We start from the raw sequence: 14,697 nt of genomic DNA, 5'->3' as shown, positions 1-14,697 counted from the left end.
TAGCCAGCGTATTGAGAAAGCTTGGCACAGTTAGCAAAATCATCAATTGTTTGTTGTACTTCCGCTGAACTTAACGCTTTAGGTTTTATTGGGTTAATTGGTGCTTGGATAGCAGATGGTGCAACGTTATTTGCTTGATAAGAATAACGACCCGTATGCAGGATTTGCATTGCGATTTTACCACCAGCCTCATGTACAGCCTGAGTAATCACTTTATGTTTTTCAGCTTCCTCGATCGAATCTAATTTTGTACCGTGCGAAAAAACAACACCATCATCATTTGGAGAAACACCGCCCGTTACAATTAACCCCACATCACCTTTTGCACGTTCAGCATAAAATGCTGCCATACGATCATATCCTTGCGGTGCTTCTTCTAAACCAATATGCATAGACCCCATAAGCACGCGGTTTTTTAAAGTCGTAAAGCCTAAATCAAGTGGCTTTAATAAATGTGGGTAAGCTGACATGTTTTCTCCTTTGGCTAGCAATCTGCTTGCTAATGCAACTTGTTGCATAAAGTTATAAACAAGATTTGATTTTTATGCAACATATTGCATAATTCTAATGAGTCATTTTTATTACGGAATATTATGTCACTTGCCCATGTTTTATTGACAAGCTTATTAGAAAAGCCAAGTACTGGTTTTGAATTAGCTCGTCGCTTTGACCGTTCAATGGGCTTCTTTTGGAATGCGACTCATCAGCAAATCTATCGGGAACTCAATGGAATGCTGAAAAAAGGATGGATTTCTACACTAGAAGAACAAGCTGCGAATAGCCGAAAAAAGACCTACCAAGTCGAACAACTCGGCAGAATACAACTCGCTTCATGGATTGAACAACAAAGTGAACCTGCGCAACTGCGCGATGACCTTATGGTTAGATTAAGAGCTGAAGCTCAACTCGGTGGTAACAATATTTTACCTGAACTTGAGCGTCATCTTGAGCTACATAAGGAAAAATTAAGCTTATACCAAGCAATTCATGATAAAGATTTTAAAAATCATGAACCGACTAATCGCATCCTTTTTATCCATAAAATGATTCTTGAACTCGGTATCATTAAAGAAAATGAATGGATAAAATGGTTAGAACAAATGATTCCTCAACTCAAGAAATTTGAGCAATCAGACAAAATTGGAGAATAATAATGCCGTTTTACACTATGCCTGATCAAGAAAAACTTTTTGTACGTCGTGTTGGCGAAGGTGAACCTGTACTCGTATTGTCAGGACTTGGTATGCATAGTTGGCAATGGCTACCTTTCCTATTTGCAAATCGTAAGCAATACGAGTTTATTATTCCAGATTGGCGTGGTTTTGGTGGCTCAAAGAACTGCGCCATTCCTGAAATGGATGCCATTTCAAGCCATTGGAATGATATAGATGCATTGATCAAACAATTAAAATTAGATCAATTCATCCTAATGGGCTATTCCATGGGTGCAACGACCGCGATGCATGGTATGAAGCATGGTGATCTAGCAAGTAAATTAAAAGCCTATTTACACATTGATCAAACACCCAAAATTGCAGTTGATGATTCTTGGCAATATGGTTTATTTGGACAAAAACAACCTCAATTTAAAAAGCTGCTCCTCGATATACAAACGCTTCTGCTCAATTATAAATACGCTCAGAAGTTAGAGGATTTGCCAGATGATATCCGCTATAAGCTAGTAAGTTTATGGGCTGGATTCATTGAGTTTCAGAGCAGCAACAGTTACAGCCCTAAGATTTTCAAACTCGCATTACATCGCCCATTCTTACAAAAGTATTTACTACCAATTCAACGCCTAGATTACTTGCTTTGGTATGTAGAGAACTATTTAAATCACGATGAAGATTATCGTGAAGCAATCAGTCATGTTGATTGCCCAACGACCTTCTTTATTGGTCGCGAATCTACGCTTTACCCTGAAAAAGGACAAACATTGATTGCGAACTCGTTAAGCAATGCAACAGCCGTTTACTTTGAGCGTTCGGGGCACACACCTCTAATTACAGAACCAAGAAAATTCAGCCAAGAAATTGGACATTTCCTTAATGCTCAGTCCAAACATGCTGCCTAAATCAACATAGATATAAAAAAGCCAATCTCAATGATTGGCTTTTTTATACTTTTATACTTTTGATCTCATCTGCTCAGCAATATCCAATAAAGCTTGTGCGGTTTTATCCCACCCCAAACAACCATCAGTTACTGATTGACCATAGGTCATATCACATGAAATCTTTTGATTTCCATCTACTAAATGACTTTCAATCATCACGCCCCGAACTTTCGACTGAGCTCGCTCTTCGATGATTTGTTGCAAAACTTGTGGTTGTAATAACGGATCTTTACCGCTATTACCATGACTACAATCAATTACCAATGCAGGCAAATGTTTATGTTTGAAATGCATCGCCTGAATTGAGGCTAAATCATAATTTGTTCCGTGATTTGAGCCACGTAAAATTAAATGTGGTAATGGATTGCCATTGCTATGAAGGATCGCAGGTAAACCTTGTTGTGTCATACCTAAAAATTGATGTCCATTTAATGCGGACTGAATTGCATCCAAAGCAATCTGAATAGAACCATCTGTACCATTTTTGAACCCGATACTGTACGGCATATGGCTTGCAATCTCACGATGAATCTGAGACTCACTGGTTCTCGCTCCAATAGCGCCCCAAGCTAATAGGTCATCAAAATAACCTGTTGCCATAGGGCTAAGAATTTCACTCGCAATCGGCAAGCCTTTCTCAATAAGCTGTAAATAAAGTTGACGTGATTTTTCTAAACCAAGTTGTAAATCTGATGATCCATCTAAATCAGGATCGTATAAAAAACCTTTCCAACCTACCGTGGTACGTGGTTTTTCAATATATGCACGCATCACGAGGAAAATTTGATCTTTGACTTGTTCTTGTAATTTTTGTAGCCGATCAGCATATTCAAGCACTGCAACTGGATCATGTATTGAACACGGCCCTGTTATCACCATTAAACGATGATCATGTCCAGATAAAATGTTTTGAATCGTTTGACGATGTTTTGAAATTTGCTGCGCTAAAGTGACAGACAAGGGATACTGCGCTTTGAGTTGTGATGGCAAGCTAAGCATTGATTCTTTTGAATGAGTTTGTGGTTGTGTCAAAGCAGTATTTAAAGCGTTCATTATTCATTTCCTTTGGACTGTCCTTCTTCGCAGTCCAGATCATTTATTTGAGCAATAGGGATCTAAGCAATAATTGATGTTGGCTAAAGTAGAACCAATAAAAGCTGCTAAAATATGACTTATTAAATTTATACATGGTATTTCTCCTAAAGTAATGATTGTTAAAGCATAAAAAAACCTGATCGGTGTTGCCGATCAGGTATTAACTGGTTGGGCAACCTTTCTGATGCCCGAAACGCGTCAGGCAACTAAATATATTGCCAAAAATAAAAGTATGCGTTTGTGTTTACAGTATGCTTTAACATGTTTATTTCAAATATCTAAAAAACTGTTCCTAAGTATTAAACTACGCACTATTTCCTCGTTTGACAAGCACTTTTTATCTTTTTTTAAACATAACTTCAAAATAAGAAAAATTGACCTATCAACATTATGCTCATAAAATAGTATAAAAATACACCAATTTGAGATTACGCCAATGAAGTAAGTTCTATTTTTCAACATCAAACATTCTTTCTTTTTGATGTGCAAAATAGGCTTATCTATCTTTTAGTAGTTTCTATTCTAAGAACTTATTCTTATTATTCTATTTTGCATATCCTGTTTTATGAGGTTTTCTTATGACCCAACAGGCATGTATTATTTCCAACTTAACGCTTGATTTTCCACAACAAAAAGTTTTTGACAACATTTATTTCCAATTACCTTTAAATTCATTTTCAGGCCTAGTTGGAAAAAATGGACAAGGTAAATCTTTACTCATGTCTATATTACATTTGCAGAAGAAAAATGGAGTTGCTTATTCTGGTCAAATCTTGTGGCAATGCCCTCATCAACATCTCACTCAACTACAGCAAATTAAAGAAAGCACAATTGCTCAAGCTTTAAATATTCATGAATTATATTTTTGTTTTGAACGTATAAAGCAAGGCATTGCTTCATTTGCAGATTATGATCAAGTTGAAAATCTCTGGCATTTACCTGCTCATTGGCAACAACTGCTAGAAAGCGCAAATTTACCTATTGACCTTGATACTCGTATTCAAGATTTGAGCGAAGGACAAAAAACCAAACTGGCACTATGCCGTTTATTTATTCTTAAAGATCATTATTTACTTTTAGATGAACCAAGCAATCATTTAGATACTCAAGGGCGTAAATGGTTAATTGATCAAATGAGTCAGCACCCAACTGGCGGGCTAATTATTAGTCATGATCGACAACTTTTAGATCAGGTACAGGGTATTTTTGTTCTGAATCAGCTGGGGTTACACTACTACAGTGGGAACTATTCACATTATCAGCAACAACATCTCATACAAGTTGAAGCACTATCAAAGGCTGTACATCAAGAAAAAAGAGAAATTAGAGCGCTTAAAGAACAGCAACACCAAAACCAAATGAAAGCACAAAAACGGAAAAAAACAGGTGAAAAATTAAGGGCCTCAGGCTCTCAAGCGCCTATCTTATTAGATGCAAAAAAAGAACAAGCTGAGCAATCGCTTTCTCATTTACGCAACCAGCAAATCAAGCGACTAGCAGATGCAAAAGATAACTTAATGCAAAAACAATCTCAACTTGAACATTTAAAATCACAGTCTTTTGAGTTTAACCATATCACCGTAAAAACAGGAGAAATCTTACGTTGCCAAGATTTAACACTTGCTTTTAATCTTTCTATATCAATCAATTTTGTAATGAATGCTTCAGAAAAAATTCATATACAAGGTGAAAATGGAATCGGTAAATCTACCTTATTGAAGACAATTCAAGGTCTTATTAAGCCTCATGATGGCAAGATGTACTGTAATGTACAAACAGCTTATCTCGATCAAAACTTATCTTTTTTAGCTGGTGAAATTTCTGCAACAGAATATTTAAAGACTATCAATGCAAATCTAACAGAACAGCAAATACGAACATCGCTTGGCAACATGAAAATTCGTAGAGACAAAGCACTCATACCATTAAAAAATTTAAGTGGTGGAGAACGCTTAAAAGTCGCTTTACTGGCTTTAAAATTTCAGCATGTGGAGCTTCTACTTTTAGATGAACCTGAAAATCATCTGGATATTGAATCTAGAGAGTTATTAGCACACGCAATTAAGCACTTTAATGGCTCTGTACTACTGGTATCACACGATGATTCATTTGTTGACGCATGTGAAATCACGAATTCATATCATTTAAAATAGTTTTTAATTGAATAATGAAGCATTACGCTTAGCATTAAGTAGTCATGCTTCATAAACTAACGAACTAAGCCCTGAGGTTGCAGAATAATAAGACTTGCACCGACCAATACAATTAAACCACCTAAAATATCCCAACGTGTCAGAATCACCTGATCGACATAACGTAACCATAGCAGTGCAGTAAAAATATATATTCCACCATAAGCAGCATATATCCTTCCAGATGCCGCTGGATGCAATGTCAGCAACCAAACAAATACCGTTAAGCTAAGTGCTGTTGGTATCCACAACCAATGAGATTTTCCTTGATTCAAGATTAAGTAAGGAAAATAGCATCCCAAGATTTCTGCAATAGCAGTTAAAATAAATAACCCGAATACACTCAGTACTCGGGTTATAGAAAATGTAAACTCTAACATTAAGCTGGTTCAGCACTTGGATTTATATGATCCTCAAATACTTCAAGTTTCAATCCAACGTCTTTTCCATCTTCTTTCTTCACAGAAACAGCAACATTACCACCATGCTCTGCCAGTTCACCAAATAAGATCATTTCAGCAAGCGGTTTTTTCAAATGCTCTTGAATTAAACGCTGCATTGGACGAGCACCCATTAGGCGATCATATCCATTTGCAGACAACCAATCACGCGCACTTTGATCCACATCAAGTACAACTTGTTTTTCATCTAATTGTGCTTGTAACTCTGTTAAGAATTTATCAACTACTGATTCAATCACAGTAGTAGGAAGTGATTTAAATTGAATCACGCCATCCAAACGGTTACGGAACTCTGGAGCAAATGCTCGCTTCATCGCATCTTGATTATCAGCACTATGATCTTGTTCAGTAAAACCAATACTTGCACGAGAAATACTTTCTGCACCAATATTAGTTGTTAAAACAATAATTACATTTCTAAAATCAGACTTACGACCATTATTGTCTGTTAACGCACCATGATCCATGACTTGTAATAGAAGATTGAATACATCAGGATGTGCCTTTTCAATCTCATCAAGCAATAAAACACAGTGTGGATTTTTATGAATTGCATCAGTAAGCAATCCACCTTGATCATATCCAACATAACCAGGAGGTGCTCCGATCAAGCGAGAAACCGCGTGACGCTCCATGTATTCAGACATATCAAAACGAACAAACTCAACACCGAGTAACTTAGCAAGCTGTTTAGTCACTTCTGTTTTACCAACACCAGTTGGGCCTGCAAATACAAAACTACCCACTGGTTTATCAGGCGCTTTAAGTCCTGCACGAGATAATTTAATTGCTGACGCAAGTGCTGTAATTGCCTCATCTTGCCCAAAGACAACACGTTTCAAATCACGTTCTAAATTCTCAAGCACAGTCTTGTCATCTTTAGACACTGTTTTTGGAGGAATACGAGCAATCTTAGAAACGATATCTTCGATGTTTTCAACAGAAATTGTTGAGCCATCTACTTCTGCTTTTAAACGGCGTTGTGCACCAGCTTCATCAATAACATCGATTGCTTTGTCTGGTAAAAAGCGATCATGAATAAATTTAGCCGATAACTCTACAGCTGCAACTAAAGCTTTATCATCGTATTCCACATGGTGAAAATCTTCAAACTTACTTTTCAAGCCACGTAAAATTTCAATCGTTTCACCAATGCTTGGTTCATTTACATCAATTTTTTGAAAACGACGTGATAAAGCATGATCTTTCTCAAATACCTGACGATATTCTTGGAAAGTAGTTGAACCTATACAACGTAAAGTACCATTTGCTAAAGCTGGCTTAATTAGATTCGATGCATCCATAGTACTACCCATGCTCGAACCAGCACCGATAATCATATGGATTTCATCAATAAATAAAATAGCATTTGGATTCTTTTTCAAAGCATTTAGTAATTGTTTCAAACGCTTTTCGAAGTCACCACGGTATTTTGTTCCAGCAACTAACGCACCGATATCCAAACTATATACTTCAGCATTTGCTAGAGGTTTTGGTGCTTTACCATTAACAATTAACCAAGCTAAACCTTCAGCGATAGATGTTTTACCTACACCAGGATCACCAACTAACAATGGGTTATTTTTACGGCGGCGACATAGGATCTGTGCTGCTCGCTCGATTTCTTTTTCACGACCAATTAAAGGATCTGTTTTACCCTTTTGCGCTTCGATATTTAAGTTCAATGTATATTGTTCAAGTGGTCCAGCATTTGCTGAAGCTGCACTTTCACCTTCAATATCTTCTACTTCCTCTTCAACTTGAATCTCATCTTTACGTGTACCGTGAGATAAGTATTGAGTCAAAGTTAAGCGATTAATTTGATGACGTTTAAGTAAGTAAACCGCGAAAGAATCTCTTTCAGAATACATCGCAACAAGTACATCTGCACCTTCAACCGTACGATCACCACCACTTGATTGAACATGAAAAATTGCACGTTGCAAAATGCGATCAAAGCTCTCTGTTGGATGTGGGGCTTGTTCACTATTATCACCAAGTTTTGGGGTATGTTGCTCTACATATTCCTCTAATTCTTTACGCAAAGTAACGATATCAGCACCACATGCTTTTAATGCATTTACGGCTGAGTCATTATCAAGTAAGGCAAGCAACAAATGTTCAACTGTCAGAAACTCATGTCTCTTTTGACGAGCCATGCTAACAGCCAAACGTAACGATACTTCTAATTGACGACTGAGCATGTAACCCCCTTATATCTTGGGCTTTCTCAAAAAAGATGAATCTTTCTATCAAAAGCTAATTATTGACTTGATCCGCTTGAGCTTTTGTAATCGTTATAAATTACCCGTCTACAAGTCTCTTTGCTTCATATTCTACAGTTAGCATTAGTTGAGTATCTTGGTCAAGTTTCAAAACAAAGTATTGTTGTAAAAATTCAATTACAAAGGGAATAAAACCAGCAAATTGATTGAAAATAAAACAAATATCTTATTTTTTGAATAAATAACTGCTACCCATCCAAATGCTTTAAATATTGAATAATTTTAGGCTCATCTATTATTCAATTTAATTACTTATGCCTGACTTATCAAAACTAGATAAAAGGCTCGCCTTGCACGACTAAAAAATGATTTTTTCTTGCGCTCGGACAAAGCGTTGCTTTCTTACGTTTCATATTCAAATTTCATTTGAATATTCACTCACCTCGCTCAGGTTCGATTTGACACAATAAAGGATGACCTTGTGCACGTGCATAATTATTTACTTGATTAGCTTTTGTCTCTGCAATATCTCTTGGATATATGCCAGCTGTTCCTTTACCTTCATAGTGAACCGTTAACATCACTTGGCTTGCTTGATCTAAATCCATCGAAAAATAACTTTGTAATACTTCAATAACGAAATCCATTGGTGTGTAGTCATCATTTAACAAGACAACTGCATATAGCGGAGGACGTTTTAATTCAGGAGGGGCTGTTTGTACAACCACCTCGCCCTCATGATCTTCTTGCGAATCACTTAATCGTGGATTCAAGTGCCAATCTACATAACCTGATTGATGAAAAGAATTTTTCACTTCACTTAAATTCATTTGACGTTTGTATCTTCGCATATTCAATTCTTAATCTATATATTATTGAGCGTTAGCTTCGGCTTGTGGGATTTCAGACACGAATGCTGAACTTACATCAACAGGTTTACCACGCTGCCAACTGAAACGTTTAATCACTGGTGTTCCGTAACCAGTTAAACGAACTTCAATAAACTGAGGAGTAAAACCTTTAGGCATAGTCCAACGACCTGTCAAACGCTCAAAGTCATCAAAATTAAAGTTCTTATCTTCCAGTGGTACAACCAAAACTTCAGAATCTTTAATTAGACGTAATTCAACTGAACCTACAGCACGACGTTTACTTGGACTCACTTGAATTAGGTCAATTTGATATTCAAAAGCGTTTTCAGGCAGTGATTTAATCGCTAAGTTCTGTACAGTTAAGCTAACCCCACCACGCTGCCTTAAAGTCTCACGATAAATTGCATTCATCGTCTCGAACTGAGCTTTATCAGCATTTGCTTGATTAATACCTTTGAATAATTCGTCAGCATTATCAACAGCCATATCACGTTCTTGTACAGCAGAATTCAGACTTTTAGTCATCGAATCTAATGCAGTTTTTTGTTTCTGAACGACATCAACCAATTGTTCAGCATCAGCGTCATAACCAACCACAGTTAAACCTTGACGATGACCAACAGTGTAACCCAATACAAAACTACTACCGATCAGTAAAGTGGCTGCTATAACTAAAGGTAAATTCGCTTTTAGGAATTTATTTTTTTTAACGGAACTGTCTGGTGAAACAGTCGGTTCAGCGTTTTCCATCATTATCTCTATCGTTATGATCTACATCAAAGCACACATTTAAATCCAAATTTAAATGTGTGTGAAGTAAAAAAGCGTTTTTTATGGTAATAAACCAATACCATTTAACCCAGCAGCTTCATCAAAACCAAACATTAAGTTCATGTTTTGTACAGCTTGACCTGCAGCACCTTTAACTAAATTATCTTGAGCGACAAGTATGATGAGTTTATTTGCTTGTGGGCGATAAAGAGCTATCCGCAATTCATTTGCTCCACGGACACTACGTGTTTCAGGAGAGCTATTAGCAGGCATGACGTCAACAAAACGCTCAGATTTATAGAAATCTTCATAGAGTGCTTGTAGATCTTCTTGGCTGCCCTGTTCAGTTAAATCAACGTAAATTGTACTTAACATACCGCGAATCATCGGTACTAAATGTGGAACAAAAATCAAATGATCAAATTGTCCCTTCAAGCCTGAAATATTTTCTAAAGCTTCAATAATTTCAGGGTGATGGCGATGACCTGCGACACCATACGCTTTGAAATTATCAGCATTTTCACTGTATATCATACCTAAACTTGCTTTTCGTCCAGCACCTGAAACACCAGATTTAGCATCAATAATAATGCTTTGAGTATTCACAAGCTTGCTAGAGGATTTTAATAAAGGCGCTAAACCCAATTGAACTGTTGTTGGATAACAACCAGGATTTCCGATCACTTGCGCTTGTTTTATTTTTTCACGATTTAGCTCTGTTAAGCCATAAACAGACTCTTTCAAAACAGCTGGACAATGATGTTGCATTCCATACCATTTTTCGAATTGGTCTAAATTCTGTAAACGAAAGTCCGCAGCAAGATCAATTACTTTAGTGCCAGCTGTTATTAACTCTTCAGCATGCTGCATCGCAACCCCATGCGGTGTTGCAAAAAATACAATATCACATTGCTTTAAATTTTCTAAGTTTAAATCAGAAAACTCAAGATCCGTGTGTCCACGTAAGCTAGGAAACATATCAGCTACTGGTTTCCCTGCTTCAGTTCGAGATGTTAAAACACGTACTTGGGCTTGTGGATGTCTTAATAATAGACGCAATAACTCGACACCTGTATATCCAGTTCCGCCAACAATTCCAACAGAAATCACGTGTTCCACCTCAAACTTTGAATCGTGTGAATAGTATGGCAGTTTGATTGACTTTTAACAATCTATAAACCTATAAGTTATATCGCGTTTTTAACTATAAATTTCAAAGCTTAGTGTTTGAATAAAATTTTAAAATTAAATTTTTTATCTCTTAAAATGGCTTATTTGATCATAAAAATAGCTATTCGAGCTAAAACAGTGTAAAAAGGCTTTGACTGTAAAGATTTTACCGCTGGTCAAGAAATACTATTGAATCAGCAATCTATTCGCATAAAATAAAAAGCGATGTGGTAATAATAAATTTCATGGATGTAGAATTTGTGGAGAGCTGGGATGCCTTCTTTGAAATCAAAACAAAGATTAAATCAATTGATATGTTTAGGTGTAAGCACTCTTTTACTTGGTACAGCTTTAGTAGGCTGTGGAAGTGGTGAAAGTGAGGCTAAAAACACTACTACTCCAACTGTGACAGAGCCAAAGCCAAAAAACTTTAAAATCAAAGTTCCTGTAGAAATGAGAGATGTCACTATCAAAGTATATGATAACTTCGATAATACTCTTGTTCTTGAAAAAGACATTACAACTACAACTGATTTACAAATCACTTTACCTAAAGTTTTAAATACCAGTCACTTATATAGAGTTGAGATCAATACGTCCCCTAACTCCCTCATTTATAATTTTCTAACGAACAAATATGAAAATGTTTCAACTGTTTTGCATAGTATCGTGAATGTAGACGTCAGTAACCTTACGCAAACTATTTTTATCAATCCAAGCTCTGAGGCTATATATCAAAGAGCTTTGATTCGATCAGGGCAACTCCCAAATGAATCCGAGACCTCCACCGATATTAGTACCTTGCATTTAAAACTTGCTGCAGATGACATCAACAGCGCTCTATTGAATGCATACACTAGATTAGACATACCTAATTTAGCTTCATCGTATCAACTGAGTAGCTTCACAAACCAAGATGTTCAACTTAAACCTAGCCTATATGTGAATACTTTTTTTAGTTTAGGTTATATACAACAATGGGCAAATAATTATCCAGATGCACCATATATTGACTTCATTAAGAATCTTTCTATAGATTTAAAAGACGGTTATTTAGACGCGAAAAAAATTAACGGCGATAAAACTGACTTAATATCATTATTAGAACCATCCCCTAACAATATCGATCCTGAAAAAAATAACGCTAAAGACATCGGTGATAACCAAAAAAATATTAGAACTGAATTTGGAAGTTCACTAAAGGATTCAGTTCTTAAGTTAGCAACCAATTTTCAACAACAGACAATAAATCCTAATGGTTATAAATTATTGCAACAATATACTTATGTAGGAACAGAACCGATTTACAATACTACATTAAATGTAAGAACAGCTGGTGCTGGTGATTACAGACGAGCAGTCGGATTTGTAGACACCACAGCAACGTGTAATGGCTCGATATATCCATGTAAACAAGGCATTACTGGAATCAATATTGTCAATCCAAATTTACCTTCTATCGAATATCTGATTGGTCACTATGAAGATGCAGCAAATAATTGTCAGCTAAATATTCGTGCAAATGGTGTACTTGAATTGATCAAAGGTTCTCAAATCTATCGTTCTGTGCTTGATGCTGATAGTACTGACAACCTATTGCAAGTAGACAAAGCAAACCGTGAGTATTTACTTAATAGTAGCTCTACAGAACCAAATAATACTTCATTAGATTATTCTTTCGTACAGGTTAAAATCAAAGAAAATCAAGTGCAAAGTGCGAGTGCTGGTCTCGATAGCAGAAAAGCACCAGACCAATTACAAACCACTCAGCTTCAGTGTAATTTTAGCTAGATATACCACCAAGCAGGCAATTGAATATTTTTTAATTGCTTGCGATTTTCTAAATAGTTCTCATCATATTGAGCAACCTTATTCCAAAAAGCAGCGCTATGATCAAAATGTATCGTATGTGCTAGTTCATGAATACATACAGACCGAACTATGTGCTCAGGCATCAAAACCAAAGCGGCATTGAGCATGATGTCATGTTTAGCACTACAACTCCCCCAACGTGTCTTCGGTTTACGTATAGAGCATTTTTGAAAAGGTAGCCCAATACTTAAACTTATTTGTTTTAAATATTCAGGCAAAAAGTGTTTCGCATAAGCAATCACTGCTGCTTGTAAAGCTTTCTCAAATTGTTCATTTCTTACAAAAAGACAATGCTGCTCAAAATCAAATTTAAATATTTGTCTTTGTTTTTGTTGAATAAGCTTAAATGCTTCTACGTGATGAAATAATTTTAAATCTTCAGGTATAGCAACTGATTGGCTAAACTTATTTTGCTGATTATTCCATGTCTCAATTAACCATTGTTCAGATTGATTAAGAAATTGCTGAATTTGTCTAGTTGAAGCAAATAGCGGTACAGTTAACCGTATGCCCGATGGCTCAACACGCAAACGCAGGTTTCTCGCCCTTGCATGTCGAACAATTTTAATCTCAGGTAACAATGCTTCAGATAAGACTGCTCGCATTACTGCGCAGTACGCTCTTCAATACCATTATCTGTCGCAACAATCGCAATACTTGCCGCATTTAAAGCAAAAATTCCGTTTGTTACAACACCTGGAATGTTGTTAATCGTTTTCTCTAATTCAATTGCATTCAAAATGTTTAAATTAAAAACATCTAAAATAACGTTACCGTTATCTGTTACAACACCTTCACGGTAGACAGGATCACCACCTAAGGCAACAATCTTACGTGCAACCGCAGAGCGTGCCATTGGAATAACTTCTACAGGAAGTGGAAAGTCGCGACCCAATTGATCCACCCATTTTGAGTCGTCAACGATACAAACAAATTTCTTTGCAATCGAAGCAACAATTTTCTCGCGGGTTAAAGCTGCGCCACCACCTTTAATCATATGCATATGACGATCAATTTCATCAGCACCATCAACATAAGCATCTAATCCACCAACCGAGTTCATGTCTACAACTTCGATACCAAGCTTTTTCAAACGCTCAGCTGTTGCATTTGAACTTGCTACGGCTGCTTCTAATTGCAATTCAGGTAATAAATCGATTAGAAAGTTAACGGTACTTCCTGTTCCTACGCCCAAAATGCCACCTTTCGGCAAATGTTTCAATGCTGCTTTTGCTGCAGCTTGCTTTTTTTCATCTTGGGTTGCATATAGACTCATGACTTCACTCAACTATTTTGACATTTGCTGCAAGAAAACAGCGCAAATGCACAGGGGTTTGCTACAATGTTCACCTATTTTAAACTGTTATAGGGAAGATGAACATGCTGTCTCGTGTGGTACGACAAATTTTACAAGCAACGGTTTATGATGTTGCGATTGAAACACCGCTTGAAGCAGCTCCACGAATTAGTCAAAAAATTAATAATAACATTCGATTTAAACGTGAAGATTTACAACCCGTGTTCTCTTTCAAACTACGTGGTGCCTATAACCGTATTAGTCAATTACCGAAAGATCAACTAGATCGTGGTGTTATTTGCGCATCAGCAGGCAACCATGCTCAAGGTGTTGCATTATCTGGAAAAAAATTAGGTATTCCAGCCATTATCGTTATGCCAAGCACAACCCCTGACATTAAAGTTCAAGCAGTTAAAAGCCTTGGTGGTCAAGTTGTTCTTCATGGCGATAGCTTTGATGTTGCGAATAAATATGCTAAACAACGTGCCGAAACAGAAGGCTTAGTTTTCATTCCACCTTATGACGATGAACTTGTGATTGCTGGCCAAGGTACAATAGCCAATGAGTTATTGCGTCAATGGCGTGATGTAGAATACGTTTTCGTTGCTGTTGGTGGCGGTGGATTG

The 14,697-nt window shown here is 36.7% G+C and carries 13 protein-coding genes and 1 pseudogene; 5 read left to right on the top strand and 9 right to left on the bottom strand.

The features are described 5' to 3' along the window. Positions 1-470, bottom strand: a pseudogene (gene fadH, locus B4237_RS05860) (NADPH-dependent 2,4-dienoyl-CoA reductase); the annotation flags it as partial. A 123-nt stretch (positions 471-593) separates the two neighbouring features. Here fadH and B4237_RS05855 point away from each other — a divergent pair. Next, positions 594-1,151, top strand: coding sequence for a PadR family transcriptional regulator (locus B4237_RS05855; RefSeq protein ID WP_023012829.1), 558 nt, complete (start codon positions 594-596; stop codon positions 1,149-1,151). Positions 1,152-1,153: 2 nt separating this feature from the next. Continuing rightward, the gene (locus tag B4237_RS05850) at positions 1,154-2,074 is read left to right on the top strand and encodes an alpha/beta fold hydrolase (RefSeq protein ID WP_278595181.1); all 921 of its coding nucleotides are present in this window, start codon (positions 1,154-1,156) and stop codon (positions 2,072-2,074) included. A gap of 51 nt (positions 2,075-2,125) precedes the next feature. Here B4237_RS05850 and B4237_RS05845 read toward each other — a convergent pair whose 3' ends face one another. Then, complete coding sequence (locus tag B4237_RS05845; protein WP_278595180.1) at positions 2,126-3,169, bottom strand: 3-deoxy-7-phosphoheptulonate synthase; 1,044 nt, start codon at positions 3,167-3,169, stop codon at positions 2,126-2,128. 620 nt (positions 3,170-3,789) lie between these two features. Between B4237_RS05845 and B4237_RS05840 the strand changes: the two genes are divergently transcribed. Continuing rightward, positions 3,790-5,364, top strand: a complete 1,575-nt coding sequence (locus B4237_RS05840) for an ATP-binding cassette domain-containing protein (protein WP_278595179.1) — start codon at positions 3,790-3,792, stop codon at positions 5,362-5,364. Positions 5,365-5,420: 56 nt separating this feature from the next. Here B4237_RS05840 and B4237_RS05835 read toward each other — a convergent pair whose 3' ends face one another. The 5 genes from B4237_RS05835 to argC all read right to left on the bottom strand — a co-directional run bounded on the left by B4237_RS05835 (position 5,421) and on the right by argC (position 10,842). Next, positions 5,421-5,783: a YnfA family protein gene (locus B4237_RS05835; RefSeq protein WP_004879759.1), complete on the bottom strand. Its 363-nt coding sequence runs from the start codon at positions 5,781-5,783 to the stop codon at positions 5,421-5,423. Then, positions 5,783-8,068, bottom strand: coding sequence for an ATP-dependent Clp protease ATP-binding subunit ClpA (clpA, locus tag B4237_RS05830; protein WP_007483394.1), 2,286 nt, complete (start codon positions 8,066-8,068; stop codon positions 5,783-5,785). Before clpA ends, B4237_RS05835 begins: the two co-directional genes overlap by 1 nt. Positions 8,069-8,523: 455 nt before the next feature. Continuing rightward, a complete protein-coding gene (clpS, locus tag B4237_RS05820) occupies positions 8,524-8,940 on the bottom strand; it encodes an ATP-dependent Clp protease adapter ClpS (RefSeq protein WP_278395844.1) in 417 nt (138 codons plus the stop codon). 21 nt (positions 8,941-8,961) lie between these two features. Further along, positions 8,962-9,711: a DUF6776 family protein gene (locus tag B4237_RS05815; RefSeq protein ID WP_374974078.1), complete on the bottom strand. Its 750-nt coding sequence runs from the start codon at positions 9,709-9,711 to the stop codon at positions 8,962-8,964. Between the two features lie 81 nt (positions 9,712-9,792). Further along, positions 9,793-10,842, bottom strand: coding sequence for an N-acetyl-gamma-glutamyl-phosphate reductase (argC, locus tag B4237_RS05810; RefSeq protein ID WP_278595178.1), 1,050 nt, complete (start codon positions 10,840-10,842; stop codon positions 9,793-9,795). Between the two features lie 333 nt (positions 10,843-11,175). Between argC and B4237_RS05805 the strand changes: the two genes are divergently transcribed. Continuing rightward, the gene (locus tag B4237_RS05805) at positions 11,176-12,693 is read left to right on the top strand and encodes a hypothetical protein (RefSeq protein ID WP_278595177.1); all 1,518 of its coding nucleotides are present in this window, start codon (positions 11,176-11,178) and stop codon (positions 12,691-12,693) included. On the opposite strand, the gene B4237_RS05800 is transcribed toward B4237_RS05805, so the two are convergent. Continuing rightward, positions 12,690-13,379 (bottom strand): M48 family metallopeptidase, encoded by a 690-nt coding sequence (locus tag B4237_RS05800; protein ID WP_278595176.1) that lies wholly within the window; start codon positions 13,377-13,379, stop codon positions 12,690-12,692. The genes B4237_RS05805 and B4237_RS05800 overlap by 4 nt on opposite strands. Next, the gene (gene rpiA / locus B4237_RS05795; RefSeq protein ID WP_004879772.1) at positions 13,379-14,050 is read right to left on the bottom strand and encodes a ribose-5-phosphate isomerase RpiA; all 672 of its coding nucleotides are present in this window, start codon (positions 14,048-14,050) and stop codon (positions 13,379-13,381) included. The genes B4237_RS05800 and rpiA overlap by 1 nt, the downstream gene beginning before the upstream one ends. A gap of 98 nt (positions 14,051-14,148) precedes the next feature. Between rpiA and B4237_RS05790 the strand changes: the two genes are divergently transcribed. Continuing rightward, the coding region (locus B4237_RS05790) for a pyridoxal-phosphate dependent enzyme (protein WP_286942117.1) at positions 14,149-14,697 on the top strand (549 nt) is incomplete at its 3' end.

This window comes from Acinetobacter sp. UBA6526 (assembly GCF_002434875.1).
GTDB classification, from domain to species: Bacteria; Pseudomonadota; Gammaproteobacteria; order Pseudomonadales; family Moraxellaceae; genus Acinetobacter; species Acinetobacter venetianus.
Note: the sequence above shows the minus strand (reverse complement) of the source record. Positions and strands in the feature narration are given on the sequence as shown.

Excerpts from the sequence above, each read along its gene's own strand:
- B4237_RS05855 (WP_023012829.1), top strand. The coding sequence starts at position 594 with ATGTCACTTGCCCATGTTTTATTGACAAGCTTATTAGAAAAGCCAAGT.
- B4237_RS05850 (WP_278595181.1), top strand. The coding sequence starts at position 1,154 with ATGCCGTTTTACACTATGCCTGATCAAGAAAAACTTTTTGTACGTCGT.
- B4237_RS05845 (WP_278595180.1), bottom strand. The coding sequence starts at position 3,169 with ATGAACGCTTTAAATACTGCTTTGACACAACCACAAACTCATTCAAAA.
- B4237_RS05840 (WP_278595179.1), top strand. The coding sequence starts at position 3,790 with ATGACCCAACAGGCATGTATTATTTCCAACTTAACGCTTGATTTTCCA.
- B4237_RS05835 (WP_004879759.1), bottom strand. The coding sequence starts at position 5,783 with ATGTTAGAGTTTACATTTTCTATAACCCGAGTACTGAGTGTATTCGGG.
- clpA (WP_007483394.1), bottom strand. The coding sequence starts at position 8,068 with ATGCTCAGTCGTCAATTAGAAGTATCGTTACGTTTGGCTGTTAGCATG.
- clpS (WP_278395844.1), bottom strand. The coding sequence starts at position 8,940 with ATGCGAAGATACAAACGTCAAATGAATTTAAGTGAAGTGAAAAATTCT.
- B4237_RS05815 (WP_374974078.1), bottom strand. The coding sequence starts at position 9,711 with ATGGAAAACGCTGAACCGACTGTTTCACCAGACAGTTCCGTTAAAAAA.
- B4237_RS05805 (WP_278595177.1), top strand. The coding sequence starts at position 11,176 with ATGCCTTCTTTGAAATCAAAACAAAGATTAAATCAATTGATATGTTTA.
- B4237_RS05800 (WP_278595176.1), bottom strand. The coding sequence starts at position 13,379 with ATGCGAGCAGTCTTATCTGAAGCATTGTTACCTGAGATTAAAATTGTT.
- rpiA (WP_004879772.1), bottom strand. The coding sequence starts at position 14,050 with ATGAGTCTATATGCAACCCAAGATGAAAAAAAGCAAGCTGCAGCAAAA.